Source organism: Arthrobacter sedimenti (assembly GCF_042652025.1).
Taxonomy (GTDB): Bacteria; Actinomycetota; Actinomycetes; order Actinomycetales; family Micrococcaceae; genus Arthrobacter; species Arthrobacter sedimenti.
Genome location: NZ_JBHSDQ010000007.1, coordinates 1 through 21701, shown reverse-complemented (window position 1 = coordinate 21701; position 21701 = coordinate 1). Strand labels below are relative to the sequence as shown.

Here is a 21701-nt window from a genome sequence, read left to right as displayed (position 1 = left end):
AAAGCCGCCTCACAGCGCAAACTTTCCAAAACCGCCTGAAAGGGATACCCATGACAGACAAAGCAACCCGGCGCCGTGGCCGGGTCTTCCTCCGGCCGCTGACCCTGATTGCTGCCGTTGCCGTGGCACTCTCGGCCTGCGGCGCCCCCGCCGCAGCCCCTCCCGGCCAGAGCGGATCAGCCGCGGCCGGCGGCGGAGGCGGGGGCGGCAAGGTGGTTATCGGCGTGGGCGGCCAGACCCTCCTGACCTACCTTCCGACGACTCTGGCCCAGCAGCTTGGGTACTACAAGGATGAAGGCGTGGACGTCGAGCTCCAGGACCTCCAGGGCGGCTCGAAGGCCCTGACGGCCATGGTCGGCGGCAGCACCAACGTGACAAGCGGCTACTACGAGCACACCATCCAGATGCAGGCCAAGAACCAGCAGATCAAGGCCTTCGTGGACATGGGCCAGTCGTCCGGCCTTGCCCTGCTGGTGGCGCCGAAGAACGAAGGCCAGATCAAGACCATTGCCGACCTCAAGGGCAAGAACGTCGGAGTGACGGCCCCGGGCTCCTCCACGGACATGTTCGTGAAGTTCCTGCTGGCCAAGAACAACATGCAGCAGTCCGATGCAGCGGTGTCCGCCATCGGCGCGGGATCTTCCGCCGTTGCCGCTGTTGAGCAGGGCCAGGTCGACGCAGCCGTGATGCTCGAACCGGACGTATCGGTCCTCACCAAGCGCATTGGCCACAATCCTGTAGTGCTGGAGGACGTGCGCACCTCCGAGGGGCTGAAGGAAGTGTTCTCCACTGATTCCTGGCCTTCCGCCTGCCTCTATGCCAAGACGGACTGGCTGAACCAGAACAAGGACACGGCGGCCAAGCTGGCCAAGGCCATCAAGCGCACCCTTGAGTACATCAACGGTCACTCCGGGGCCGAGATCGCGGCCAAGATGCCGGAAAGCTTTGCCGGCGGAGACAAGGAGCTCTACGCCAAGGTCATCGATGACCTCAAGAAGACCCTGAGCAAGGACGGCACTTTCACTGAGGACGGCGTCCAGGCGGTCCTGAAGACCCAGCAGGTAGCCAACCCGGACGTGGGGAATAAGGAAATCAAGCTTTCCGACACGTACACCAACGACCTCGTGAAGTAGCTGCTGCCGACGGCAGCGAACCACGCCCGGCGAGCAGCTTAAAAACGAAAGGTGCCCGGTCCCCCAAAGGGGCCGGGCACCTCGCCGTTTCTGTCCTAGGCGGAAGCAGCGGCGGAGCTGACCGCCTGGCCCAGCGACGTCGTCGGGCGCCCGATCAGCCGGCGCAGGTCGCCGGTGCTGACCAGGAGATCGCCGCGCGCAATGCCAAGGTCGGAATCCGCAAGGATTTCAGCGAAAGCCTCCGGCACGCCAACACCAGTGAGCACGCCAACGTATTCCTCCGCGGGCAGGTCGTTGTACTTAATGGCCTTTCCGGTTGCGGCGCTGATCTCCGCCGCCAGGTCCGCCATGCTGAAAGCGTCATCGCCGCCCAGTTCGTAAACCTTGCCGGCCTGGGCGTCGGCCACCAGGACTGCGGCGGCTGCGTGGGCATAGTCCACCCTGGCAGCCCCGCTGACCTTGCCCTCGCCGGCACTGCCCGCGAGCGCTCCCTGGGCAAGGGTTCCGGGCAGCTGCTCCGTGTAGTTCTCCAGGTACCAGCCGTTGCGCAGCAGCACGAAGGGCACCCCGGATTCACGCAGCAGCGCCTCGGTTGCCTTGTGCTCATCGGCCAGCTTCATGGCCGTGGTGTCCGCGTTGGCGATGCTGGTGTAGGCCAGCAGCTCCACGCCCTCCGCCTTGGCGGCTTCAATGACGGTCCGGTGCTGCTGGACCCGCTGTCCCACTTCGCTGCCGGAGATGAGCAGTACCCGTTCGGCGCCCTTGAGGGTGGCTGCCACTGAGTCGGCGTCAGCGTAGTCCATAGGCTTCACCTGCACCCCGCGCTCGGCGAAGTCCGAGAGCTTGCCCACCGAACGGCCGGCCGCGACGATCTCCTCCGCGGGTACGCCCCGCTCCAGGAGGGCTTCCAGAACGTGGCGGCCCAACTGTCCAGTGGCGCCGGTAACAACAATGCTCACGATGATTCCTTTCGGTATTTGCTCTGCCGAAGGGCACAACCACCGCCCGCAGAAAGAACTTCCCCAAAGGGAGTACGCACTTTAAAGTAAGGTACTGACCTTTAGGTAAGCTGGCTGCATGGAAGCAGCTCCCCTACCCTTGGCCTTTAGCGACGGCGTGTTCCCGGCAGGGTGCCCCAGCCGCGTCGTACTGGACCACATCACCAGCAAATGGGGCGTCCTGATCCTGCTCGCCCTGTCCGAGGGTGAACAGCGGTGGAGCGACCTGCGGCGTCGGGCCGAGGGCATCAGCGAAAAAATGTTGGCACAAACGTTGAAGACATTGGAGCGTGACGGCCTGGTGAGCAGGAACGCGCAGCCGGTCATTCCACCGCGGGTGGACTACAGCCTCACCGAGCGGGGCTACGAATTGAGCGCGCTCCTGGTACCGCTGGTGGCGTGGGCATTCGAGAACGCAGAGGAGATCGTCAACGGGACCGGAACAGGCAAGTAGCCGGCCTCCGCAACTCGAGTACCTGTTACTGGTGGGACTGATGTGAATAATGCTTAGCGTAGGAGTACGGTGGCGGCCGGAATGGGAGGACCATCCTCTGCTGGGAGCGTTCCGCCAACCAGCACCGTTAGCAGGCGGCAGGCTGCCGCTTGGAGGAGTTGGTCACGTGGCCAAGGACTATGCACAGGATCTTTCGGATATGGGCCAGCCCGTCAGCCTTGGCACTGCCCTCGCAGGCGCTTGGGGCCGGACTTGGGCGGCCTTCGAACCGCGGTGCCCCTACCGCATTGGGGACACGGTGATAGGGGACGACCCCTTCAGCGGCAGGCGCGAAGGGGTCGTCGTCTGGAAAGACCGCCGGTCGGTGGGAGTCAAGACGCCGTACGGTGTCTTCTTTTTCGACCACCGGCTGGTCAAGCCTCTGGACTAGCGTGCTAGCGTGCGGACCAGCCGCCGTCCATGGTGTAGCTGGCGCCGGTGACCATGCCGGCGTCGTTCGATGCCAGCCACGCCACCAGGGAGGCCACCTCTTCCGGTTCCACCAGGCGCTTGATGGCGGCTTCGGTGAGCATCACCTTGGACAGCACCTCGGATTCGGGGATGCCGTGCACCTGGGCCTGGTCCGCGAGCTGCTTCTCTACCAGCGGCGTGCGCACGTAGCCGGGGTTGATGCAGTTGGAGGTGACACCGTGCGGTCCGCCCTCCAGCGCCGTCACCTTGCTCAGCCCCTCCAGGCCGTGCTTGGCAGAGACATAGGCGCTCTTGAACGGGGAGGCCCGAAGACCGTGCACCGAGGAGACGTTGATGATGCGGCCGAACTTGTTGGCGTACATGTGCGGCAATGCGGCGCGGATCAGCAGGAACGGCGCCTCCAGCATCAAAGTGATGATCCGGCGGAAGTCCGCGGGGTCGAAATCCTCGATGGGGCTAATGCGCTGGATTCCTGCGTTGTTGACCAGGATGTCGCAATCCAGGCTCAGGCTGGCCAGGGCGTCTACGTTCAGCAGGTCGATTCCCCACGCGCTGCCGCCCACCTCGTCGGCGAGGGCCTCCGCAGCGGCGGCGTCGACGTCGGCCACCACCACTTTCGCCCCCCGTGCGGAGAGTGCGCGCACGCAGGCCGCGCCGATTCCACTGGCACCGCCGGTGACCAGCGCCTTGCGTCCATTCAACGTGTTGTCCATTCCAGTTCTCCTTTGTACACCCACGATTAAAACGCTTCAGTTATCCGGGGTGGGAGGCCCAGCCCGGATAACTGAAGCCCGGCAGCCGGCTCAGCGGCGTCCGGCGGTCAGCAGCCCCTCGCGGGCAGCATCTTCCATGTCGACGTCCTCCAGCGCAACGCCCTTGGTCTCCTTCAGGCTCAACACGGCCACGGCGGTGATGACACAGGCGACCACCAGGTAGATGGCGGTTGGCAGCCAGGACCCGGTGTCCTTGAGCCACTGGGTGGCCAGCAACGGCGCCAGTGAACCGGCGAAGATGGACGTTACCTGCGAGCCCAGGGATGCACCGGAATACCGCATGCGGGTGGGGAACATTTCGGCCATGATGGCCGGCTGCCCGGCGTACATGAGGCCATGCAGGATGAGGCCGATGGTTACGGCCAGGACGATGACCACGGCGTTGCGGGTATCGAACATGGGGAAAGCGAAGAACGGCCAGGTGGCTCCGAGGATGGCGCCGGCCAGGTAGACGGGCTTGCGGCCGATCCGGTCCGCCAGGCGTCCGTACTGCGGGATGATGGCGAAGTGGATAATGTGCGCGATCAGCAGTGCCAGCAGCAGCGATGAAGTGTCGTACTTGTGCACGCTCTTGAGGTAGACAATCGAGAAGCTGACCACCAGGTAGTACATGATGTTTTCCGCGAACCGCAGGCCCATGGCCTGGAAGATGCCCTTGGGGTACTTGCGGAGCACTTCGAAGACGCCATAGCTGACGGCCTGTTCCTTTTCGACCAACTCCTTCGCCTCGAGGAAGATGCGCGACTCGCTGACGTTGGTGCGGATGTAGTAGCCCACGAAGACGATTACGGCGGAGAGCCAGAAGGCCACGCGCCAACCCCAGCCGAGGAACGCCTCACTGCTGAGGGTGGTGGACATGATGTACAGCACCAGGGTGGCCAGCAGGTTGCCCACCGGGACGGCGGCCTGCGGCCAGCTGGACCAGAAGGCGCGGGTCTTGTTCGGGCTCTGTTCGGCCACGAGGAGGACTGCTCCGCCCCATTCGCCGCCCAGCGCGAAGCCCTGGATAAAGCGCAGGGCCACCAGCAGCGCCGGGGCCAGGTATCCGATGTCGGCGAAACCGGGGAGGCAGCCCATCAGGAACGTGGACACGCCGATGATGACGATGGTGAGCTGCAGCGTGGGCTTGCGGCCCAGCCTGTCTCCAATCTGGCCGAACACGATGCCGCCCAGCGGGCGGGCGATGAAGCCCACGGCATAGGTCAGGAATGCCTGGATGATTCCGTCCAGGTCATTCCCTGTGGCGGGAAAGAAATACTTGCCGAACACCAAAGTGGCGGCAGTGGCGTACAGGAAGAACTCGTACCATTCCACCACCGTGCCCACCATCGATGCGGCAACAACCCTCTTCAGTCCCGATTCCTTGGGTGCATGCCCGGCATCCGTTGCCCGGCCTTGCTCAATGCTCATGGTTCTCCTCAGTGTCCACATTGACACGCGCTGTGATCTCCAGCACAAGTGACTCAGATGAGTATTGCTGCACAAAGAGGGCACTTCAATGGCCAAAACAGCACTATGTGTGTGCACAATTGCAGATATGAAGGCGAACCCCGACGACCTGCTGGTCCTGCTTGCGGTGTCCCGCTCGGCAAAATTCACGACGGCGGCCCAGGCCCTGGGCTTGAACCACACCACGGTCTCGCGCAGGATCGCCTCGCTGGAAAAGGCACTCGGCGGCAGGGTCCTGTCCCGCGCAGCCGGTGGCTGGGAATTGACGGAGCTTGGCGAACAGGCGGTGCGGGCGGCGGAGCAGGTGGAGGCGGTGCTGGGCACGCTGGGACCGACGGGCCAGGCACCCGACGCGATTGCCGGCGTCGTACGCATGACCGCAACGGATGGCTTCAGCGCCTATATTGCCGCCCCGGCCGTGGCGCGGCTGCGCCGGGACCACCCCGGCCTCAGCGTGGAAGTGGTGACCATGACCCGCCGGGCCCTGCAGCAGCGGTCCGGGCTGGACATCGAGGTGGTGGTGGGCGTGCCCCAGGTGCACCGTGCCGAGGCCATCCGGCTGGGCGAATACCGGCTCGGCATGTACGCCTCGCGCACCTACCTCGAGGAGCACGGAACGCCGGCCACAGTGGGAGAACTCAACCAGCACCCACTGGTCTACTTCGTGGACTCAATGCTGCAGGTGGACGACCTCGACGCGCCGCGCCGACTGGTCCCCGCCATGCGGGACGGCCTTACCTCCACCAACGTGTTCGTCCATGTGGAGGCCACCCGGGCCGGCGCCGGCGTTGGGTTCCTGCCGTGCTTCATGGCAGACCTCCACGATGACCTGGTCCGGCTCCTGCCCGACAAGATCGGCGAACTGCTCCCCTACTGGATGGTCCTGCGCCCTGACTCGCTGCGCCGCCCGGCGGTTGCCGCCGTCGTGCAGGCACTCCAGGACCGGATGGCCGAGTACCGCGAAGCGCTCCTGGGGAAGCAGGAATCCTCATCGACTGCTGAGTAACTGCCGTTTTGGACGCTGAAATTAAAAAGGGCCCACGCCGGCAGGGTTACCTGGCCGAACTTGTGAGGTCAGGGGGCCGGTGGGGATCAATCGATGGGGTGGGAGCGGGGTCGTGACGGACCGGTGCTCCGGCGGCGAACGCCCGGACCTGCGCATCGTCCCAGAGGTGCGCGGGGACGGCGCCGCCCAGGAGCCGGCGGCGCAACTGGGGGTCGTGGCCGAAGGGCACATCGCTGCCGGCCATCACCATGTTTCCGTAACGCCTGCCCTTGAGCATGGCGGGGTCGGCGATGATCACGGTGTGCTTGAAGGCTGCCGCGATAGTGGCGGCGTCTTCCCGCGCGTTCTTGAGGTCCGGAGCATCGCCGGAGTTGGCCACGTACAGGCCGCCCGGCGCCAGGACCCGCTTGGCGTGGGCGGTGAACTCCGCGGTGGTCAGGGGGCGCGGGGTGTGCGCGCCAGCGAAGACGTCCCGGATGATGAAGTCACGGGTCTGGGCGGTGAGGGTTTCCGTCACGGCGCGGGCCTCCCCCACGCGGATCCGCAGCAAGGGCGCCTTGGGAAGGTCGAACCAGCCGCGCACGTACTCGGCCAGCTTCCCGTCCAGTTCCACCACCACCTGCCGGGCATCGGGGTAGGCGGCGGAGAAGTAGCGCGCCATGGAGCAGGCGCCGCCACCCAAGTGCAGCCCACGGAGTTTGTGGCCACCCCCAGCCGGGGAACCAGCGGAGGACGACGGCGGCCACCGGGACTCGATGAGCGCCGCCATCCAGCGCATGTACTCGAAGTCAAGGAACAGCGGATCAGCCAGGTCGATGTGCGAGCTCATGACGCCGTTGATCTTCAGGAGCCAGCCGGTGGAGTTGTCCTGGTCCGCCACCAGCTCGCAGTCACCGGTGTCGATGTAGTAGACGCCCTCCACCGGGCCCGTGGGGGCAACACCCTTGGGCACCTCCACGACACCCGGCGCGGGCCGGCCCCGGCCGCCTGACTTTCCGCGTTTGCCCATTACCCGTGCCCCGCTTCAGTCATGCCTCAACCCTAGTTGACCGGGCTGGCTGCCCCCTTGCCGTCCCGGATCCGGTTCACCACGGCCGTGGTGGACCGTTCGGCTACGTAGTCCAGGATGGCAACGCGGCCCCCATACTCCTCCACGGCGGGGGTCTCCTCCAGCATTTCGGGGGTGTAGTCCCCGCCCTTGGCGTACACCTCGGGCCGAAGCCTGCGGATCAACGGGGTGGCCGTGGGGGTGTCGAACACCGTCACGTAGTCCACGCAGCTGAGGGCCGCCACCACTGCTGCCCGGTCCACCCCGTTGTTGATGGGCCGGCCGGCACCCTTGAGCCGGCGCACGGAGTCGTCGCTGTTCAGGGCCACCACCAGGACATCACCCAGTTGTTTGGCCTGGTTCAGGTAGCGGGTATGGCCGCTGTGCAGCACGTCGAAGCAGCCGTTGGTCAGCACGATCCGCTGGCCCTGGGCCCGGTGCAGCTCCATTTGCCGCTCCAGCTCATCCGCGCTCAGCGCCGTGTCCGCGAAGGCCTCCAGGTACCGGCTGAGCTGGGCGGTGCTGCACACGGAGGTGCCGGGCTGGTGCACCACCACATCGGCGGCCGACTGGGCCAGGTCCAGGCTGGCGGTCAGCGGAAGCCCGGCTGCCCGGGCCAACGTCAGGGCCGCCACAAAGGTATCGCCCGCCCCGGAAGCCTGTTTCTCGGCTGCCGGCCGCGCCCACGTGCGGTGCCGCACGCCGTCGGAAGTCAACAGCACGGTGCCGTCCCGGTCCAGGGTGACCACCACGGCGCGCGCACCGGTTCCCCGCAGCAACGCGGCGGCTTCGGCGCCCACCGCGTCCACCCGTTCCTGGCCTTCCGGCAGTTTCCGGTCCAGCAGCTGCGCGGTCTCCTGCGCATTCGGGGTCACTAGGTCAGGCTCCAGGGCAGCCCACGGGCGGGGGTCGTGCGCGTCAACCACCACGAGCGGACGGTCGGTTCCGGCATTCCCGCTGCCCAGGACATCGGCAAGAGCCGAGCGGACAGGGTCCGCCACCACGCCGGTTCCGTAGTCGCACACCAGCACAGCATCCTGGCGATCGACGGCGGCACGCACCGACGCGGTGAGCGCGGCGAGTGCTTCGGCAGGGACAGCTTTGGCTGAGTCGTCGAGGCGCAGCATCACCTGGCCCCCGCTGCTGATCCGGATCTTGGTGGTGGTAATCATGTCCGGGTGCGTGAGCAGGTGCTGGACATCGATGCCTGCGGCCGCAAGCTGCCCGCGCAGGTCCTCACCGGCGTCGTCGGCGCCGATGATGCCTGCCACCGACACCTTCGCTCCGAGGGCGGCCAGATTCATGGCGGTGTTGGCCGCCCCGCCCGGAACCGATTCGCGGGTCTGGATGTCCACCACCGGCGCCGGGGCTTCCCGGCACAGCCGGTCAATGCTGCCGCTCCACCAGCCGTCCAGCATGACGTCACCGATCACCAGGATCGAAGGCTGCTCCGCGGCCAGCCGGCCGGGCAGCCAGTCGGACAGCGCCCGCTGGGTGGAGAGATCGGCGTGTTCCGGGGAGGTGCTCATGGCAGGTCCTGTTCCTCGGGGACGGAGCCTGCAGGTGCCGGCGGAGCTTCGATGTGCACCACCTTGACCTGGGTGAACTCGTCCAGCAGTTCGGGTCCGTAGCCAAACCCGGCACCACTCTCTCCGCGGGGCTGGGCAGCGCCTCCGGGTGCGCCGCCGAACACTGCGTTGACCTTCACGGTTCCCACGGGCAGCGCGGCCACTGCCTGCTGGATGTGTGCGATGTTGCCGCTCAGGACGGTGGCGGCCAGGCCGTACTTGCCGCTGCAGGCCAAGCGCAGGCCGTCGTCGAACGTGTCCACCACCTGCACCGGGGCAACCGGGCCGAACGTTTCCTCGGTCATGACCGTCATGTCGTCCGTGCAGTCGAGCAGGACCGTGGCGGGGTAGAACGAGCCCGGCCCGTCCGGCAGGGCACCGCCCTCAACCGCACGCGCGCCCTGCGCCAGGGCATCGGCAACGTGGGCATGGACAGCGTCCCGCATCCGCAGGTCCACCAGCGGCGCCACGGTGCAATTGCTGTTCCGGAGCGCTGCCTCTGCCTCCAAGGCGCTGCAGAATTCCTCGGCAATATCGCGGTGGACGTAGATCCGTTCCACCGAGGTGCAGATCTGCCCACTGTTGGCGAACGCGCCGATCGCCGCCTGCCCGGCAGCCCACGCCGGGTCCACGTCGCGGTCCACCAGCAGGGGGTCGTTGCCGCCGTTTTCCCTGATGACGTGGGCACCCGTGCGGGCTCCCGCCTGGGCTATCCGGGCACCGGATGCGCTGGAGCCAACATGGGCAATGACGTCCACTTCTGCCTGGGACAGGGCGGCACCCACTCCGGCCCCGCCGGAAATGGTCAGGAAGACGCCGGAGGGGAAGGCCGGGGCCAAGACCTCGCCCAGCGCCTCGCCCAGGCGCGGACAGCGCTCACTGGGTTTGTGGATCACCGCGTTGCCTGTGACCAGCGCGGCGCCGATCAGTCCGCAGGCCACGGCTACGGGGTCGTTCCACGGGGTCAGCAGGACTGCCACTCCGCGCGGTTCAGCGATGGTGTAGTCGGTGGCTGAGCGGCTGCCGCGGAGGCTGTGGCCGCGCTGGACCGGGCCCAGTTCGGCATACTGCTCCAGGGTGGAGACACCGGCGGCGATGCCTGCCAGTGCCTCGGCTTCCGGCCGTCCGGTTTCGCTGGCATTCAGGCCCGCGAGCTCCTGGGCTGCTGCTTCGAGCGCCTTCGCCGCGGCGCGGAGGGCTGCGCCACGTTCGGCGGGAGCTGTTGCTGCCCAGCCGGGTGCAGCCCTGCGGGCCACGCCCACGGCATGGTTTACTGCGTCCGGTCCCGCTTCGGGAACTGTCCAAAGCACCTCTCCGGTGCGCGGGTCCTGGATGGTGAGGCCGGCGCCCTGGGCTGTTTCGTTGCCTGCGGTTGTTTCGATGGCTGTGGTGGGCATGGTGTTCCTCCCGCCTTTCGGTGCTGGATGAGTTGCTGCTGGTGGTCCTGCTGTGGCCGCACCAGTTGGGTGCGGCCACAGCAGGTGGTGCGGCCGGTTCCGGCTTAGGGCCAGGAGCCTTCTTCCTCGTGGCAGATCAGCATTTCGCGGACCTCGCAGCCGGTGGGCTGGTTGAGGGCGAACAGGATGGCCTGCGCAGTGTTGGCGGGGTCGTTGAGCCGGGAATCATCCTGCGGCTTGTACTGCTCCGTCCGGTCATCGAAGAAGCGCGTCTTCATGCCGCCGGGGATCATGGTGGTCACGCCGATTTCGCCACCGGTTTCCGCAGCGAGCGCGTGGCTGAAGCCCACAACGCCGAACTTGGAGGCGCAGTAGGCGGTGGCGTCGGCCACGGCGCGCTTGCCAAGGGTGGAGGCGACGGTGACTACCCGGCCGTGGGTTTCCTTGAGGTAGGGCAACGCCGCGCGCACGGTGGAAACGGTGCCCATCAGGTTGACCCCGATGACCTTTTCCCATTCGGTGGCTTCGACGTCGGCGAGCTTGCCGCAGCGGTCGATCCCGGCCGCCGTCACCACCGCGTCCAGGCCGCCCAGGGTCTCCGCGGCTTCACGCACGGCCTGCTCCACGGCGGCGCGGTCCGCCACATCCACTTCGAACGCCTTCACGCCGGAGACGCTGCTGATGTCGCGGTCCAGGACCACCGGGGTGCCACCAGACCGGAGGACGGCTTCGACGACGGCGGCCCCCAGTCCGGAGGCACCTCCCGTTACCAGGACGCGGCCGGGCGTGGTGGAGGCAGTTGCAGTTGGTTCTGCAGTCATGGTGTTCCTTTCAATGGGGAAAACAAGTTTGCGAAGTAGTCAGGATCAGCTGACCTTGGCGAGTGCGTCGGCCAGGCCTGTCGTGGAGCGGGCGGGGTGGAAAGGGACGGTGAGGCAGCGTCCGCCCCAGCTTTCCACCAGGTCCGCCTCGGGGAGGCGGGCGCCTTTGTAGTCGCCGCCTTTGACCCAGATATCGGGGCGGAGCCGGTCCAGCGCTGCCTCGGGGGTGTCCTCGTCGAAGACCATCACGGCGTCCACGCATTCCATGGCCAGGAGCAGTTCCGCCCTGTCGTGCTGGCCGATGATGGGACGTTGCGGGCCCTTCAGCCGCCGCACCGAGTCGTCGGAGTTCAGGCACACGATGAGGCAGTCCCCCAGTTCGCGGGCTGCTGCAAGGGACCGGATGTGGCCGGCGTGGATCAGGTCGAAGCAACCACCCGTGGCCACCACCTTTCCGCCGCTTTCGCGCACCGAACGGGCCAGCAGCAGCGGCTCGGTGGTTCGCCGGGCCGGGACCGGCGTGGGCCTGGGCTTGCCGGCGGCAGCATCGGCTTGATCGGTCTCCGGCAATGCCGAGACGCCCCCTGCCGCCAGGAAATCCGCGGCGTCGTGGACTGCCAGCGCGGCCGCTTCCGGCAGGTCGCGTCCGGCCAGGAGGTGCACTGCAAGGCTGGCCGCCAACCGGTCGCCGGCACCGCAGGGGTCGCCGGCTTCCACCCGTGGCGCGGGAACGGCGCGGGAAGCGGCCTCTCCCTGCTGCAGCAGGAGGGCCCCTTCCTCGCCCTTCGTCACCAGGACGGCCTGGCTGCGCCAACGCTGCAACAGGACCTCCGCTACGGCTGCCGCGGGGTCATCGGAGTCGGGAAGGCCGCCGGCTCCGGACTGCACGGCCTTGGTGGCTTCGGAAATGTTCGGAGTCACGACTGCGACGCCCGGCACGGGTTCCGGCCCCGAGGGGTGCGGATCCCAGATGATGGGCACAGTACCGGCAAGCCGTGCGAGCGTATCCCGCAGCTGCTGGTTGGCCGCCAGTCCCCTGCCGTAATCGGCAACGATGACCACGCCGGCTTTCTCCACGGCACGGAGCATGGCGGGGCTGACGTCGGGAACAGGGGTTTTCTCGCAGCCCTGGTCGAAACGGACCACCGGATGGGAACCAGCACGCACCCTGGTCTTGACCGGGGAAGGATAGCCGCTGCTGCCCGCCACGAGCCGCACCCCGCCGAGGTGCGCGCGCAACTGGCTGCCGGCGTCGTCATCCCCCAGGACCGTCACCAGGGTGACCGGCCAGCCGTCCTGGGCCAGCATGCGCGCCACCAGGCCCGCACCGCCGGCGCGGCGGCGGACACCGGAGACGTCCACCACGGGTACCGGGGCATCAGGGCTGAGCCGGGTGGCCTCACCGGAAAGGTCGACGTCGAGCATGACGTCGCCCACGACGACGATCCTCATCGCCGGCCTCCGTTTGCCGCCGCGGTGCCCAGGGAGTGGGTGTGCCGGGCCACCTCAAGGTCGAAGGCGCGGCACACTGCATGCAGGGCGATCAGGTGTCCTTCCTGGGCGTTGGCGTTCAGGGCGTCCACCATGACGGCTTCGTCGCAGGCTTCCGACAAGGGATTGGGCCCGGAGCCGGTGAGTGCCCAGGTGGTCACGTTGAGGCGGGAGGCAGCTTCCGCGGCCCGCAGCAGGTTGGGACTCTTGCCGCTGGTGGACAGCAGCATCAGCACGTCGCCCGAGCGGCCGTGCGCCCGCACCTGCCGGGCAAAGACGTCGTCGTACCCGTAGTCGTTGGCGATCGCGGTGACGGCGGACGACTCGGCATGCAGGGAGATGGCGGAGAAGGGCACCCGCTCGGAGTCGAACCGGCCCACCAATTCGGCGGTCAGGTGCTGCGCCTCCGCGGCCGATCCGCCGTTTCCGGCCGCCAGGAGCCGTTGGCCGCGAAGGAGGCGCTGGGCCAGCTCCACACCCCAGGCTGCAAGCCGGCCGGACTGGCTGCGCAGCGAGTCCAGCGCCGGAAGCACGTTGTCCAGGTGCGTGCGGACGGCGTCCGCACTGGCGGGGTCCACGAACGTGGCTCCCGGGAGCACCGCAGGCAGCGCCGGCGGCACCATCAGTGTGCGGAGGTCTGCTTCGCGCAGGCTTGATTCACGCAGGGATGATTCGGCAGTCACAGTGCGGCTCCTTCCATCGGTACGATGCCGGCCGGAGCGCCCGCCTGGGCGCTTTTTTGGACGCCGGCCACGGCCAGCTGGTAGGCCTTTTCGGTTTCCGCTGCCACCCGGTCCCACGAGTAACGGGTGCGGGCACGCCGCTCGCCGGCCTGGCCGAGCTTGGTCCTGAGGGTTGGGTTTTCCAGCAGCAGCGACAGGGCCGACGCGATGGCTTCAGGGTCCTTGGGCGGCACGTGCAGGCCGGTGGCGTGGTCCACCACCGTGTCGCGGAGCCCGCCCACGGCGGCTGCCACCACGGGCACGCCGCAGGCCATGGCCTCGAGCGGCACGATGCCGAAGGGCTCGTACCAGGGTGCGCACACCACGGCGTCGGCGCTGCGGAAGATGCCGGGCATCTCAGCCCGGGAGACCTGGCCCTGCAGCGTTACCTGTTCGGACACGCCGAGTTCGGCGGCAAGGTCCAGGAGGCGGCGGATTTCCGGGTCGGCGTGCATCACGTTCGAGTCCCCGCCGCCGCCCACAATCAGGAGTTCAACGTCTTCGAATCCCGCGGCCTTGAGGTACGGGAGGGCCCGGATCACCAGGTCCACGCCCTTGCGCGGCACCAGCCGTCCCACGGACAGGATCCGGTAGCGGCGCTTCCGGGCAGCGGCAGGACCGTCCGGGGAGAAGAAGCCAAGGTCCACACCGCAGGGTGCGATCGAGATCTTGTTGGTGGCGATGCCCATGGCCTTGAGCTCGAAGACCTCGTCCGAACAGGTGGCGATGATCCGGTCCGCGGAGCGTCCCACGCCCGGTTCCAGCCAGCGGCGTGCCTCCGGGCTGGTGTCCTCCGCACCCTGGTGCCTGCGCTTGACGGTTCCCAGCGCGTGGAACGTCTGCAGCATCGGCACCCGGTAGCCGGTGTCCGGCCGCCGGGCTGCGTCCAGGGCGGCCAGGCCGGACATCCAGAAGTGTCCGTGGACCACGTCCGGCGGTTGCTGGCCCCAGTCGCTGGCCACGCCGTCGGCGAGTTCACCCATGTAGGGCAGCAGTTCGTCCTTGGGCACGTGCCGGGCAGGCCCGGCGTCTACGTGGACCACCGCGAGGCGGCGTCCCACCCGTACCCTCCCGGGGAGCTCCTTTGCGTCCCTGCGGGTATAGACGGTGACGTGGTGGCCCCGGTTGGCAAGGGCTTCTGACAGCGCGGCAACGTGCACGTTCTGCCCGCCGGCATCCACCCCGCCCAGTGCCGCCAGCGGACTGGCGTGCTCGGAAATCATTGCGATTTTCATGGGGTCTTCCTCTCCCGCGCCGGAACGAGGATCCGCTCGTCCGGACGTTCGTTGTCGGAGTGCCGGGGCCGGCTCCGCAGGTCCGCCAGGAGCTCATCCCAGCGGTCCTGGAACTTGCCCAGGCCGTAACGCTCCAGCGCCGCCTCACGGGCGGCAAGTCCCCGCCGTCGGGCCTCATCCGGATTAGCAACCAGCCGCGCCGCGCAACGGAGCAGTTCGTCGACGTCCGCGGAAACGATGCCGGCTTCCTGCGGCACTGCCCGCGGCGCCTCCGTGGCTGCGAGCACCACCACCGGCATACCCAGATGCATGGCTTCCAGGAGGGACAGGCCCAGCGAGGTCCAGCGCATCGGGTGGACGTAGACCCGGCAGCGGGCCAGTTCCCGGTGCAGGTCAAGGGTTTTCAGGTCTCCCCGGGCCGTCAGCCGTGATGCTTCGATTCCGGTGGCTTCCGCGAGGCCGTCCGTCTTCATGCCGAACACCTGCAGCGGCGCCACAGAAGCGAAGCCCGGCAGCAGGTCAGTTCCGGTGACGCGGCCGCGGCGGACGGGCTCGTTGATCACGACGCCCTGTTCGGGCAGTTCGCCGGTGTAGAGCTGCCCGGGGTCGGGGATGCCGTGCTCGATCACGGTGGTGGGAGCGGAGCCGTTGTCCCAGGCCAGCCGGTTGAAGTGGGTGACGTGCACAAGGGGGATGCTCTTTTGGTCAGCGAGCGGGTGGCTGATGTTCGGGAAGTTACCCTTGGGCGTATTGTGTTCCACGAATACCGCCGGAAGGTCGACGCCGGGCATGCGTCCCAAAGCGCGGACCACTTCGTCGATCTCTTCGGGCCGTTGGAGGACGACGGCGTCCACGGAGTCGGCGTCGAGCGTCGCCAGGTCCACCTCCCGCACGAATTCCGGCCAGTCCCTGCCGGCGCGGCCCAGTCCCCAGGCCCCACCTCCGGGCAGGACGGGAAGCAGGTACTCATGACGGCCGCGGACAAACGCGTCCGTCCAGGAACCGTGGACATGCCAGAGCAGGATTCTCATCTGTTGCGGGCCTTTCTACGGGTACTCACGTGGGTGCTGAAGGAACTCACCCCGCTGATCAGGCGTTCCACCGCCGCCACCACTTCTTCGGGCGAAACCGAGTCGAGGCAGGGGTGGCCGGGGACCGGGCAAACCCGGGCGCGGGACATGCGGCAGGGGGCATTCTGGTCCCCGAGGAGTTCCAAGGGCACGCCATACGGCGCCCAGCGGATGGCCGGGACCACGGGGGAAAACAGGCACGCGACGGGTGTACCCACCGCGGCCGCCAAATGGGCCGGGCCGGTATTGCCGCTGACCACGGCATCGGCGCCGGCCATGACGCCCGCCATGGTGGAAAGATCAGTGCGTCCGCCCAGGTCCAGGGCAGAAGGGCCAGCCACCGTGGCGGTCAGCGACTTTTCCGCCGGACCGCCGGTTACCACCACGCGGTACCCGGCGCCCTGGAGGAGTTCGACGGCGGCGGCATGGTGCAGCGGGGGCCAGGCCCTTGCGGGGACGGCCGCTCCGGGGTGGACCACGACGTAGGGTTCGTCGCCTACCAGGCCGGTTACGTCGGGGACGGAGCCGACATGGAGTTTCCCGTCGTCGCCGGCCGGAAGCCGGAAACCTGCGGCCTCGGCAATGCCCAGCGCGCGTTCCGCCTCCGGCTGGTCTTCGGGGAAGTCCTCGCCGGGCTTGAGGCGAACGTCCAGGAGTGAGCCTGCGTAGTCGGTTGAGGCCCCCGTGATGCGCTCCACGCCGGCCAGCCGCAGCAGCAGCGCCAGCGGCAGCGGTGACTGGTGGAAGGAGGTAAGGATGACGGCTTCGGTGATCCGGGAATTGCGGACGAATTCGATCAGCCGGTCGGCATGCGGGCCGGTCATCCTGGGCGCCGGGTTCATGATCCAGGGGCTGTCCCAGCTGTAAACCTCTGCCACCCCCGGCAGCATCGCGGCAGCAGCTTCACCCTGCCGGCCGCACAGCATCACCACGTGGTTGGTGCTGCCGCCGTACTGTGCCCGCCCGTTGGCCACTGCCCGGACGGCGGGGCCCGCCAGCAAGACATCGCCCATGCTGTCCAGCCGGGCCACCAGGACGCGCCCCATCAGGCGGTCCCCTGCAGCAGTCCGACGGCGGAAGCAAGATCCGGGGCTACAAGCCGCGCAGCGGCTACCTCTTCGGCGCGCGTCACGGGGGTGGGAACCAGGACTCCGGTGGCTCCGGCCGCTTCGGCAGCGCCCACGTCGGCACCGATGTCCCCGATCAGGGCGGCTTCGGATTCCAGGATCCCGAGTTTGCGGCAGGCGCTGTGCACCATCCCGGGAGCAGGTTTGCGGCAGTCGCAGCCATCCTGCTCGGCATGGGGGCAAACTTCCCACACGTCGAACGGTCCCAGCAGTTCTTCCACGCGGGCATTGACTTTTGCCACGTCTTCGGCCGTGATCAGTCCGCGGGCAATGCCCGACTGGTTGCTGATCACGCCGGTGGCGATGCCGTCAGCCCGCAGGCTGTCCAGCACGGCTTTGGCGCCGGCCACGGGCCGTACTTTGCCGGGGTCCCCGTTGTAAGGCACATCGACCACCAGGGTCCCGTCCCGGTCGAACAGGACAGCCCGGAGCTTGGAGGTTTCAGAGCTTCCCATAACCAACCTGTTCCCTCCTGCTGCTGCTCCTAAACAGCGCCCTAGGCTTTTTCGGCTGTGGAAGCTGGTTCTGACATCGGTTTGAACAGGCAAGATAGGGAGCGGGTTGCCGCGGCTGCTCCTTCCAGGGCTCTTTCCAGCCTCTCCACGCACGCCCGTGCCGGCGCCTTTGAAGCCGTGTGCCGCCGTCGGAAATTAGCTGCACCGTGGCAAGAGATGGCAGCGTGGTCAGGGACTGCGCCGTCATCAGCGGCTGCGCCGTCGCGGAAACTGCCGGGGGCGTCCTGAAGGGACTACTGCTACCTGGACCGCTGCTACCTGGTCCGGGTGCCGCCAATTCGGCGGCCGGCTCCGGTGCGGGCCATGCCCTGGTGCCCGGCGCTCCTGGTCTGGCGGAACTGCGCAACCGGGCTGCCCATACGGTCAGCGTGCCCGGCGTGCGTTGAGGTTCCGGTGCCAACCGCATCCTCAGGCCGGGAGAACTGGGCGCTTGCCTCCAGGCGCCGCTGCAGTTCCACCAGCACCTTGGCCAAGCGGCGCGACACCTGCATTTGGGACATGCCCAACCGCTTTCCCAGCTGCACCTGTGTTTCCTCGCAGAAGTAGCGGCGGTACAAAAGCTCGCGGTCCGAGTCGTCCAGGTCCTGCATGGCGTCCCGGAGGCAGGCGAGTTCCTCAAGCCGCTCGAGCGGGGTTTCCGGGCATGCCAGCACTTCGCCGATGGAGGGTGCGTCCGAGTTGGGGTTTACTGCGTCGAGGGAATCCGGGTGCATGCTGCTCGATGCCGAAATGGCCTCCTGCACATCAGCCGGGTCAGTTCCCAGTTCACCGGCCAGCTCAGCAACGCTTGGGCTCCGGCCCAATGACTGGGTCAGCTCAGGCTCTGCCCGGAACAGCCGGGTCCTCAGGTCCTGGATGTGACGCGGAGGGCGGACAACCCACGTGCGGTCGCGGAGGTACCTCTTGAGTTCCCCGGTGATGGTGGGGGCGGCATAGGCGGGAAAGCTTTCACCCTTCGCCTGGTCGAATCCGCGTGCCGCTTTCACCAGGCCCAGGTAGGCCACTTGGTTCAGGTCAGCGCGTTCCCTCCCTCGGGCCTCAAACCTCGCGGCAAGGGCTTCGGCGAGGTCCAGGTAGCGCAGGACCAGGTCGTTTTCGAACGTCTCCCGCAGGCGTCCTGAGGTGGCGGGGGGACTTTGTTGTGGAGCCGGTTCCGGCTGTTGATGGTGGACGGGCGCAGCGTCCACGGCAAATGCGGCAAAGGATTCGGGCATGAGTGTTGGTTTCCCTCGGTCTGGTTCCGAAAGCCTGCGGCAAGACTTAGAAGCAGCAAATCATAAGGTTGCTTATAAAACAATCCTTCTCCGCTGTAGGCTCGGGATGTAAGCGGCGACCGGACCAACCCGCCAAGGAGTTTTTGCCATGCGCATCGCCATCACCGGAGCCAGCGGAAATGCCGGAACAGCCCTGCTGCGCAACCTGCAGGGCCAGCTTGCCCGGAAGCCCGGCAGCCTGCAGCTTGTGGGCATCAGCCGCAGGCTGCCCGACACTTCCCAGGAGCCCTACGTGGGCGTGCAGTGGCACACGCTGGACGTGGGCCTGGAGCAGGACAGGCCGAAGTTGGAGAATGCCCTCCTGGGCGTCGATGCGGTGGTCCATCTGGCGTGGCAAATTCAGCCAAACCACAATTTGGACCTCCTGCACAGGACCAATGTCACCGGCACGAAGAACCTGCTGGAAGCTGCTGCCAGGGCGGGCGTGAAACAGGTTGTCTGCGCGTCCTCCGTGGGCGCCTACAGCAAGGCCGGCAAGGATCCGCGCAGGGACGAGACCTGGCCGGCAACCGGAATGGCCGGGTCCCATTACAGCCGGCACAAAGCCGAGCAGGAAAGACTGCTGGATGAGTTCGCTGCCGCCCACCCGGACATTTCGGTGGCCAGGCTCCGGCCGGGGCTCATCTTCCAGGGCCGGGCGGGAAGTGAGATCGGCAGGTACTTCCTGGGACACGTCTTTCCGCGGCTCGTCCCGCGGAAACCATGGCTTCCACTGCTGCCGGCTCCGGACAACCTGGTTTTCCAGGCAGTCCATGCGGACGACGTCGCGGAGGCCTACTGGCGCGCGGTGGACCAGCGGGCCAGCGGCGCCTTCAACATTGCCGCAGAGCCCGTCCTGAACCCCCAGGAACTGGCCCGCATCCTCGGCGCAAAGAGAATACTGCCCGTCCCCATGCGGCTGCTCCACGCCGTAGTCGCCCTGACCTGGCGGGCAAGGATCCAGCCCACCGATTCCGGCTGGGTGGAGATGGCCGCCGGTGCGCCCATCATGGACACTAGCCGGGCCCGGCGGATCCTTGGGTGGGAACCAAAGGTATCCTCCATTGACGCCGTCAAGGAACTCCTCCAGGGCATGGGGACGGGGGAAGGGGCAGCCCCTTCCCCCGTCCTCAAGCCGCGCAAACCCTAACCTTCTGCGGCAGCTATCCCGCGGTTGATTCCCGCCGCCGGGACAGCGGGGAACCTAGATGCGCGGATTTCCGTCGCCCCGCGCATCCCGCCCCATGGAGGTGTCCCCGGGCCCGGGGTGGCGCCTGCGCCCGGATCCATCCTCAGGAAATTCCGCATTGGCACCCGGAGCCGCGGCTTCCTGGTGCGCGCCGTGGCCATGTTCGTCGGAATGTCCGATGTTCGAATACCCGGCGTGCGTTTGGTCCGCGTTCCTTTCGTCGGCATTCACGTGGCCGGCATCCTGATATCCGGCGTCCCCATGCCCACCGTCCACGTACCCCGCGTCGCGGCCGGCAGGAGTGTCATGGCGCGGGCTGCGGTCCGCCCCGGCATCGGGGTCGATCTCGTCCGCCTTGCGGGTATGGCTCGCAACGTCACCACGCAGGGACTGGGCTTCGCTGCTGCGCTGTTCAGCCTCTTTTTGCAGCCGCGCCGCGTCAACCTTGGCCTGTTCGGCGTCGGCACGCGCCCGGATGGCCTTGGCCTCCCGTTCGCGGGCGTCGATTTCCATGTTCTCGGCTTCACGCCTGATCTCGGCAGCCTTTTCCCGGTGCTCCTGGTCCCGCTTCTGCTGCATGGCTTTCCGGCGCCTTCCTCCGGCCAGAAGCAGCAGCACGATCAAAACCACCACAACTACGGCAACTACCACCCATACCCATGGAGCTGTATCCATTTTTCCCACCACTTTCCACTTCGTTGTGACCGGGCAGGCCCTCGCCATTCCGGCTGACATTTTTGGAACGGTTATAACTCGCTTAGCAAGGGTACTTATCTTTTATTAGTAATCATGCTTATCATTTTACGGCCAGTATTGCTGGTTCTTGATTCAACAACCGGCCTTCTTGGAAAGAGAGCGAAGATGACAGAGAACCAATGGTCCGAGGATCCCGCTTACACGGCCCCTCCGGCCAGCACAGGAATTCCCGGCGAGCGGGAGCCCGCCACCTTCCCATCCACCGCTGCTCCCCTCGCCGGTGAGAGCCAGGCCGGCTACGCCCAAAGCCCTGACGCCCACGCCGGTGACGCCTCTGGTTCATCCCGCAAGGATGCAGCCAAGGAAGAAGCAGCCGATGTAGCCCGGACTGCCAAAGGATCGGCCCAGGGCGTGGCGGAGACGGCCAAGGGTGAGGCCGCGAACGTGGCACAGGAGGCGAAGGCCAACGCGCAGGACCTGCTGCACCAGGCAAAGTCCGGGTTGACCAGCCAGGCCGGCACGCAGCAGCAGAAGGCTGCCGAAGGCATGCGCAACATTTCCAGCCAGCTGCACAGCATGGCCAGCGCCCCGGACCAGCAGGGCGTGGCCAGCGACCTTGTCCGGCAGGCGGCCGAGCGCACCTCCACGGTGGCGTCCTGGCTGGAGAACCGCGAGCCCGGTGACCTCCTGAACGAGGTCACGCGCTTTGCCCGCAACCGCCCCGGCACCTTCCTGCTCCTCGCCGCAGGCGCAGGCGTACTAGCCGGGCGCCTCACCCGCGGCCTCACCGCAGGAGCCCCGGAGTCTTCCTCCACCACTTCTGCCGGCACCGGTGCCGCAGGCCTGTCCGGCCAGTATTCCGGCACCACATACGGCGACCAGTACAACCAGTCCTACCCGGTTGCCGGTGGAACCGTTCCGCCACCGCCGGTCCAGCTCCCCGCTCCGGCCACCACCACGGCAGGTTACGACGGCGGCGCAGCAGGGAGCAGCTATCCCGAGGCCGCAGGTCCGGCGAGTGGACTCGACAGCCCGCAGCTGGTGGAGGAACCCTGGTCCGGCAACCAGCTGTCCGACGACCCGCTGCGCGACCGCGCGCTTGCTGACGATCCCATGGCGAACGATCCCCTCACCCAGGACCGCACCCGGGGTGGCCAGACGGGTGGTCTGTGATGAGTAGCCAGATTCCTGAGCCGCCGCCCAGTGCGGCGCATGTGAAAGCGGACAACGCGTCCCTGGGTGAACTGTTTGGTGATGTGACCCGGGACCTGTCCACCCTGATGCG

21 protein-coding genes and 1 pseudogene are annotated in these 21701 nt (G+C 67.3%); 7 read left to right on the top strand and 15 right to left on the bottom strand.

Annotation, left to right across the window (positions count from 1 at the left end; translation table 11 throughout):
• Positions 1-50: 50 nt before the first annotated feature.
• Positions 51-1133: an ABC transporter substrate-binding protein gene (locus ACFO0G_RS15500; RefSeq protein ID WP_286401328.1), complete on the top strand. Its 1083-nt coding sequence runs from the start codon at positions 51-53 to the stop codon at positions 1131-1133.
• Between the two features lie 95 nt (positions 1134-1228).
• Here ACFO0G_RS15500 and ACFO0G_RS15495 read toward each other — a convergent pair whose 3' ends face one another.
• Positions 1229-2092 carry an SDR family oxidoreductase gene (locus ACFO0G_RS15495; RefSeq protein ID WP_286401326.1) on the bottom strand — a complete coding sequence of 288 codons (864 nt, stop codon included), beginning with the start codon at positions 2090-2092 and terminating at the stop codon, positions 1229-1231.
• Positions 2093-2210: 118 nt separating this feature from the next.
• On the opposite strand from ACFO0G_RS15495, the gene ACFO0G_RS15490 reads away from it, so the two are divergent.
• Both ACFO0G_RS15490 and ACFO0G_RS15485 read left to right on the top strand, forming a co-directional pair.
• Positions 2211-2585 (top strand): winged helix-turn-helix transcriptional regulator, encoded by a 375-nt coding sequence (locus ACFO0G_RS15490; protein ID WP_286401324.1) that lies wholly within the window; start codon positions 2211-2213, stop codon positions 2583-2585.
• Between the two features lie 166 nt (positions 2586-2751).
• Positions 2752-3015: a hypothetical protein gene (locus tag ACFO0G_RS15485; protein WP_286401323.1), complete on the top strand. Its 264-nt coding sequence runs from the start codon at positions 2752-2754 to the stop codon at positions 3013-3015.
• Positions 3016-3019: 4 nt separating this feature from the next.
• Here ACFO0G_RS15485 and ACFO0G_RS15480 read toward each other — a convergent pair whose 3' ends face one another.
• Together ACFO0G_RS15480 and ACFO0G_RS15475 are read right to left on the bottom strand one after the other, a co-directional pair.
• Positions 3020-3769 (bottom strand): 3-hydroxybutyrate dehydrogenase, encoded by a 750-nt coding sequence (locus ACFO0G_RS15480; protein ID WP_350310803.1) that lies wholly within the window; start codon positions 3767-3769, stop codon positions 3020-3022.
• Between the two features lie 90 nt (positions 3770-3859).
• A complete protein-coding gene (locus tag ACFO0G_RS15475; protein WP_376978732.1) occupies positions 3860-5239 on the bottom strand; it encodes an MFS transporter in 1380 nt (459 codons plus the stop codon).
• A 127-nt stretch (positions 5240-5366) separates the two neighbouring features.
• Between ACFO0G_RS15475 and ACFO0G_RS15470 the strand changes: the two genes are divergently transcribed.
• Positions 5367-6284 (top strand): LysR family transcriptional regulator, encoded by a 918-nt coding sequence (locus ACFO0G_RS15470; protein ID WP_376978730.1) that lies wholly within the window; start codon positions 5367-5369, stop codon positions 6282-6284.
• A 46-nt stretch (positions 6285-6330) separates the two neighbouring features.
• On the opposite strand, the gene ACFO0G_RS15465 is transcribed toward ACFO0G_RS15470, so the two are convergent.
• The 11 genes from ACFO0G_RS15465 to ACFO0G_RS15415 all read right to left on the bottom strand — a co-directional run bounded on the left by ACFO0G_RS15465 (position 6331) and on the right by ACFO0G_RS15415 (position 18492).
• On the bottom strand, positions 6331-7293 hold the full coding sequence (locus ACFO0G_RS15465; RefSeq protein WP_376978728.1) for a spermidine synthase: 963 nt from the start codon (positions 7291-7293) through the stop codon (positions 6331-6333).
• Between the two features lie 32 nt (positions 7294-7325).
• Positions 7326-8861 carry a D-glycero-beta-D-manno-heptose 1-phosphate adenylyltransferase gene (gene rfaE2 / locus ACFO0G_RS15460; protein WP_376978726.1) on the bottom strand — a complete coding sequence of 512 codons (1536 nt, stop codon included), beginning with the start codon at positions 8859-8861 and terminating at the stop codon, positions 7326-7328.
• Positions 8858-10297, bottom strand: coding sequence for an aldehyde dehydrogenase family protein (locus ACFO0G_RS15455; RefSeq protein WP_376978724.1), 1440 nt, complete (start codon positions 10295-10297; stop codon positions 8858-8860). Before ACFO0G_RS15455 ends, rfaE2 begins: the two co-directional genes overlap by 4 nt.
• A gap of 104 nt (positions 10298-10401) precedes the next feature.
• Positions 10402-11118 carry an SDR family oxidoreductase gene (locus ACFO0G_RS15450; protein ID WP_286401309.1) on the bottom strand — a complete coding sequence of 239 codons (717 nt, stop codon included), beginning with the start codon at positions 11116-11118 and terminating at the stop codon, positions 10402-10404.
• Positions 11119-11163: 45 nt separating this feature from the next.
• Entirely contained in the window at positions 11164-12570 is a 1407-nt protein-coding gene (locus tag ACFO0G_RS15445) for a PfkB family carbohydrate kinase (protein WP_286401307.1), read from the bottom strand.
• On the bottom strand, positions 12567-13232 hold the full coding sequence (locus ACFO0G_RS15440; RefSeq protein WP_376978945.1) for a D-sedoheptulose-7-phosphate isomerase: 666 nt from the start codon (positions 13230-13232) through the stop codon (positions 12567-12569). Before ACFO0G_RS15440 ends, ACFO0G_RS15445 begins: the two co-directional genes overlap by 4 nt.
• Before the next feature lie 56 nt (positions 13233-13288).
• Positions 13289-14566: a glycosyltransferase gene (locus ACFO0G_RS15435; protein WP_376978721.1), complete on the bottom strand. Its 1278-nt coding sequence runs from the start codon at positions 14564-14566 to the stop codon at positions 13289-13291.
• A complete protein-coding gene (locus ACFO0G_RS15430; protein ID WP_376978719.1) occupies positions 14563-15597 on the bottom strand; it encodes a glycosyltransferase in 1035 nt (344 codons plus the stop codon). Before ACFO0G_RS15430 ends, ACFO0G_RS15435 begins: the two co-directional genes overlap by 4 nt.
• On the bottom strand, positions 15594-16682 hold the full coding sequence (locus ACFO0G_RS15425; protein WP_376978717.1) for a glycosyltransferase family 9 protein: 1089 nt from the start codon (positions 16680-16682) through the stop codon (positions 15594-15596). Before ACFO0G_RS15425 ends, ACFO0G_RS15430 begins: the two co-directional genes overlap by 4 nt.
• Positions 16682-17218 (bottom strand): D-glycero-alpha-D-manno-heptose-1,7-bisphosphate 7-phosphatase, encoded by a 537-nt coding sequence (locus ACFO0G_RS15420; RefSeq protein WP_376978715.1) that lies wholly within the window; start codon positions 17216-17218, stop codon positions 16682-16684. The genes ACFO0G_RS15425 and ACFO0G_RS15420 overlap by 1 nt, the downstream gene beginning before the upstream one ends.
• 314 nt (positions 17219-17532) lie before the next feature.
• Positions 17533-18492, bottom strand: a complete 960-nt coding sequence (locus tag ACFO0G_RS15415) for a sigma-70 family RNA polymerase sigma factor (RefSeq protein WP_376978713.1) — start codon at positions 18490-18492, stop codon at positions 17533-17535.
• Between the two features lie 148 nt (positions 18493-18640).
• Between ACFO0G_RS15415 and ACFO0G_RS15410 the strand changes: the two genes are divergently transcribed.
• Positions 18641-19681 carry an NAD-dependent epimerase/dehydratase family protein gene (locus tag ACFO0G_RS15410; protein WP_376978711.1) on the top strand — a complete coding sequence of 347 codons (1041 nt, stop codon included), beginning with the start codon at positions 18641-18643 and terminating at the stop codon, positions 19679-19681.
• A gap of 54 nt (positions 19682-19735) precedes the next feature.
• Here ACFO0G_RS15410 and ccmD read toward each other — a convergent pair whose 3' ends face one another.
• Positions 19736-20395, bottom strand: a complete 660-nt coding sequence (ccmD, locus tag ACFO0G_RS15405; protein ID WP_376978709.1) for a heme exporter protein CcmD — start codon at positions 20393-20395, stop codon at positions 19736-19738.
• 186 nt (positions 20396-20581) lie between these two features.
• Here ccmD and ACFO0G_RS15400 point away from each other — a divergent pair, with 186 nt between their 5' ends.
• Together ACFO0G_RS15400 and ACFO0G_RS15395 are read left to right on the top strand one after the other, a co-directional pair.
• Positions 20582-21589, top strand: coding sequence for a hypothetical protein (locus tag ACFO0G_RS15400; protein ID WP_376978707.1), 1008 nt, complete (start codon positions 20582-20584; stop codon positions 21587-21589).
• Positions 21589-21701 (top strand): annotated as a pseudogene (locus ACFO0G_RS15395) (phage holin family protein); the annotation flags it as partial. The gene ACFO0G_RS15400 and the pseudogene ACFO0G_RS15395, both read left to right, overlap by 1 nt.

Excerpts from the sequence above, each read along its gene's own strand:
- ACFO0G_RS15480 (WP_350310803.1), bottom strand. The coding sequence starts at position 3,769 with ATGGACAACACGTTGAATGGACGCAAGGCGCTGGTCACCGGCGGTGCC.
- ACFO0G_RS15410 (WP_376978711.1), top strand. The coding sequence starts at position 18,641 with ATGCGCATCGCCATCACCGGAGCCAGCGGAAATGCCGGAACAGCCCTG.
- ACFO0G_RS15445 (WP_286401307.1), bottom strand. The coding sequence starts at position 12,570 with ATGAGGATCGTCGTCGTGGGCGACGTCATGCTCGACGTCGACCTTTCC.
- ACFO0G_RS15455 (WP_376978724.1), bottom strand. The coding sequence starts at position 10,297 with ATGCCCACCACAGCCATCGAAACAACCGCAGGCAACGAAACAGCCCAG.
- ACFO0G_RS15420 (WP_376978715.1), bottom strand. The coding sequence starts at position 17,218 with ATGGGAAGCTCTGAAACCTCCAAGCTCCGGGCTGTCCTGTTCGACCGG.
- ACFO0G_RS15470 (WP_376978730.1), top strand. The coding sequence starts at position 5,367 with ATGAAGGCGAACCCCGACGACCTGCTGGTCCTGCTTGCGGTGTCCCGC.
- ACFO0G_RS15475 (WP_376978732.1), bottom strand. The coding sequence starts at position 5,239 with ATGAGCATTGAGCAAGGCCGGGCAACGGATGCCGGGCATGCACCCAAG.
- ACFO0G_RS15440 (WP_376978945.1), bottom strand. The coding sequence starts at position 13,232 with ATGGTGCCGCCGGCGCTGCCTGCGGTGCTCCCGGGAGCCACGTTCGTG.
- ACFO0G_RS15490 (WP_286401324.1), top strand. The coding sequence starts at position 2,211 with ATGGAAGCAGCTCCCCTACCCTTGGCCTTTAGCGACGGCGTGTTCCCG.
- ACFO0G_RS15415 (WP_376978713.1), bottom strand. The coding sequence starts at position 18,492 with ATGCCCGAATCCTTTGCCGCATTTGCCGTGGACGCTGCGCCCGTCCAC.
- ACFO0G_RS15400 (WP_376978707.1), top strand. The coding sequence starts at position 20,582 with ATGACAGAGAACCAATGGTCCGAGGATCCCGCTTACACGGCCCCTCCG.
- ACFO0G_RS15430 (WP_376978719.1), bottom strand. The coding sequence starts at position 15,597 with ATGAGAATCCTGCTCTGGCATGTCCACGGTTCCTGGACGGACGCGTTT.
- ACFO0G_RS15435 (WP_376978721.1), bottom strand. The coding sequence starts at position 14,566 with ATGAAAATCGCAATGATTTCCGAGCACGCCAGTCCGCTGGCGGCACTG.
- ACFO0G_RS15450 (WP_286401309.1), bottom strand. The coding sequence starts at position 11,118 with ATGACTGCAGAACCAACTGCAACTGCCTCCACCACGCCCGGCCGCGTC.
- ACFO0G_RS15465 (WP_376978728.1), bottom strand. The coding sequence starts at position 7,293 with ATGGGCAAACGCGGAAAGTCAGGCGGCCGGGGCCGGCCCGCGCCGGGT.
- ACFO0G_RS15500 (WP_286401328.1), top strand. The coding sequence starts at position 51 with ATGACAGACAAAGCAACCCGGCGCCGTGGCCGGGTCTTCCTCCGGCCG.
- rfaE2 (WP_376978726.1), bottom strand. The coding sequence starts at position 8,861 with ATGAGCACCTCCCCGGAACACGCCGATCTCTCCACCCAGCGGGCGCTG.
- ACFO0G_RS15425 (WP_376978717.1), bottom strand. The coding sequence starts at position 16,682 with ATGGGGCGCGTCCTGGTGGCCCGGCTGGACAGCATGGGCGATGTCTTG.
- ccmD (WP_376978709.1), bottom strand. The coding sequence starts at position 20,395 with ATGGATACAGCTCCATGGGTATGGGTGGTAGTTGCCGTAGTTGTGGTG.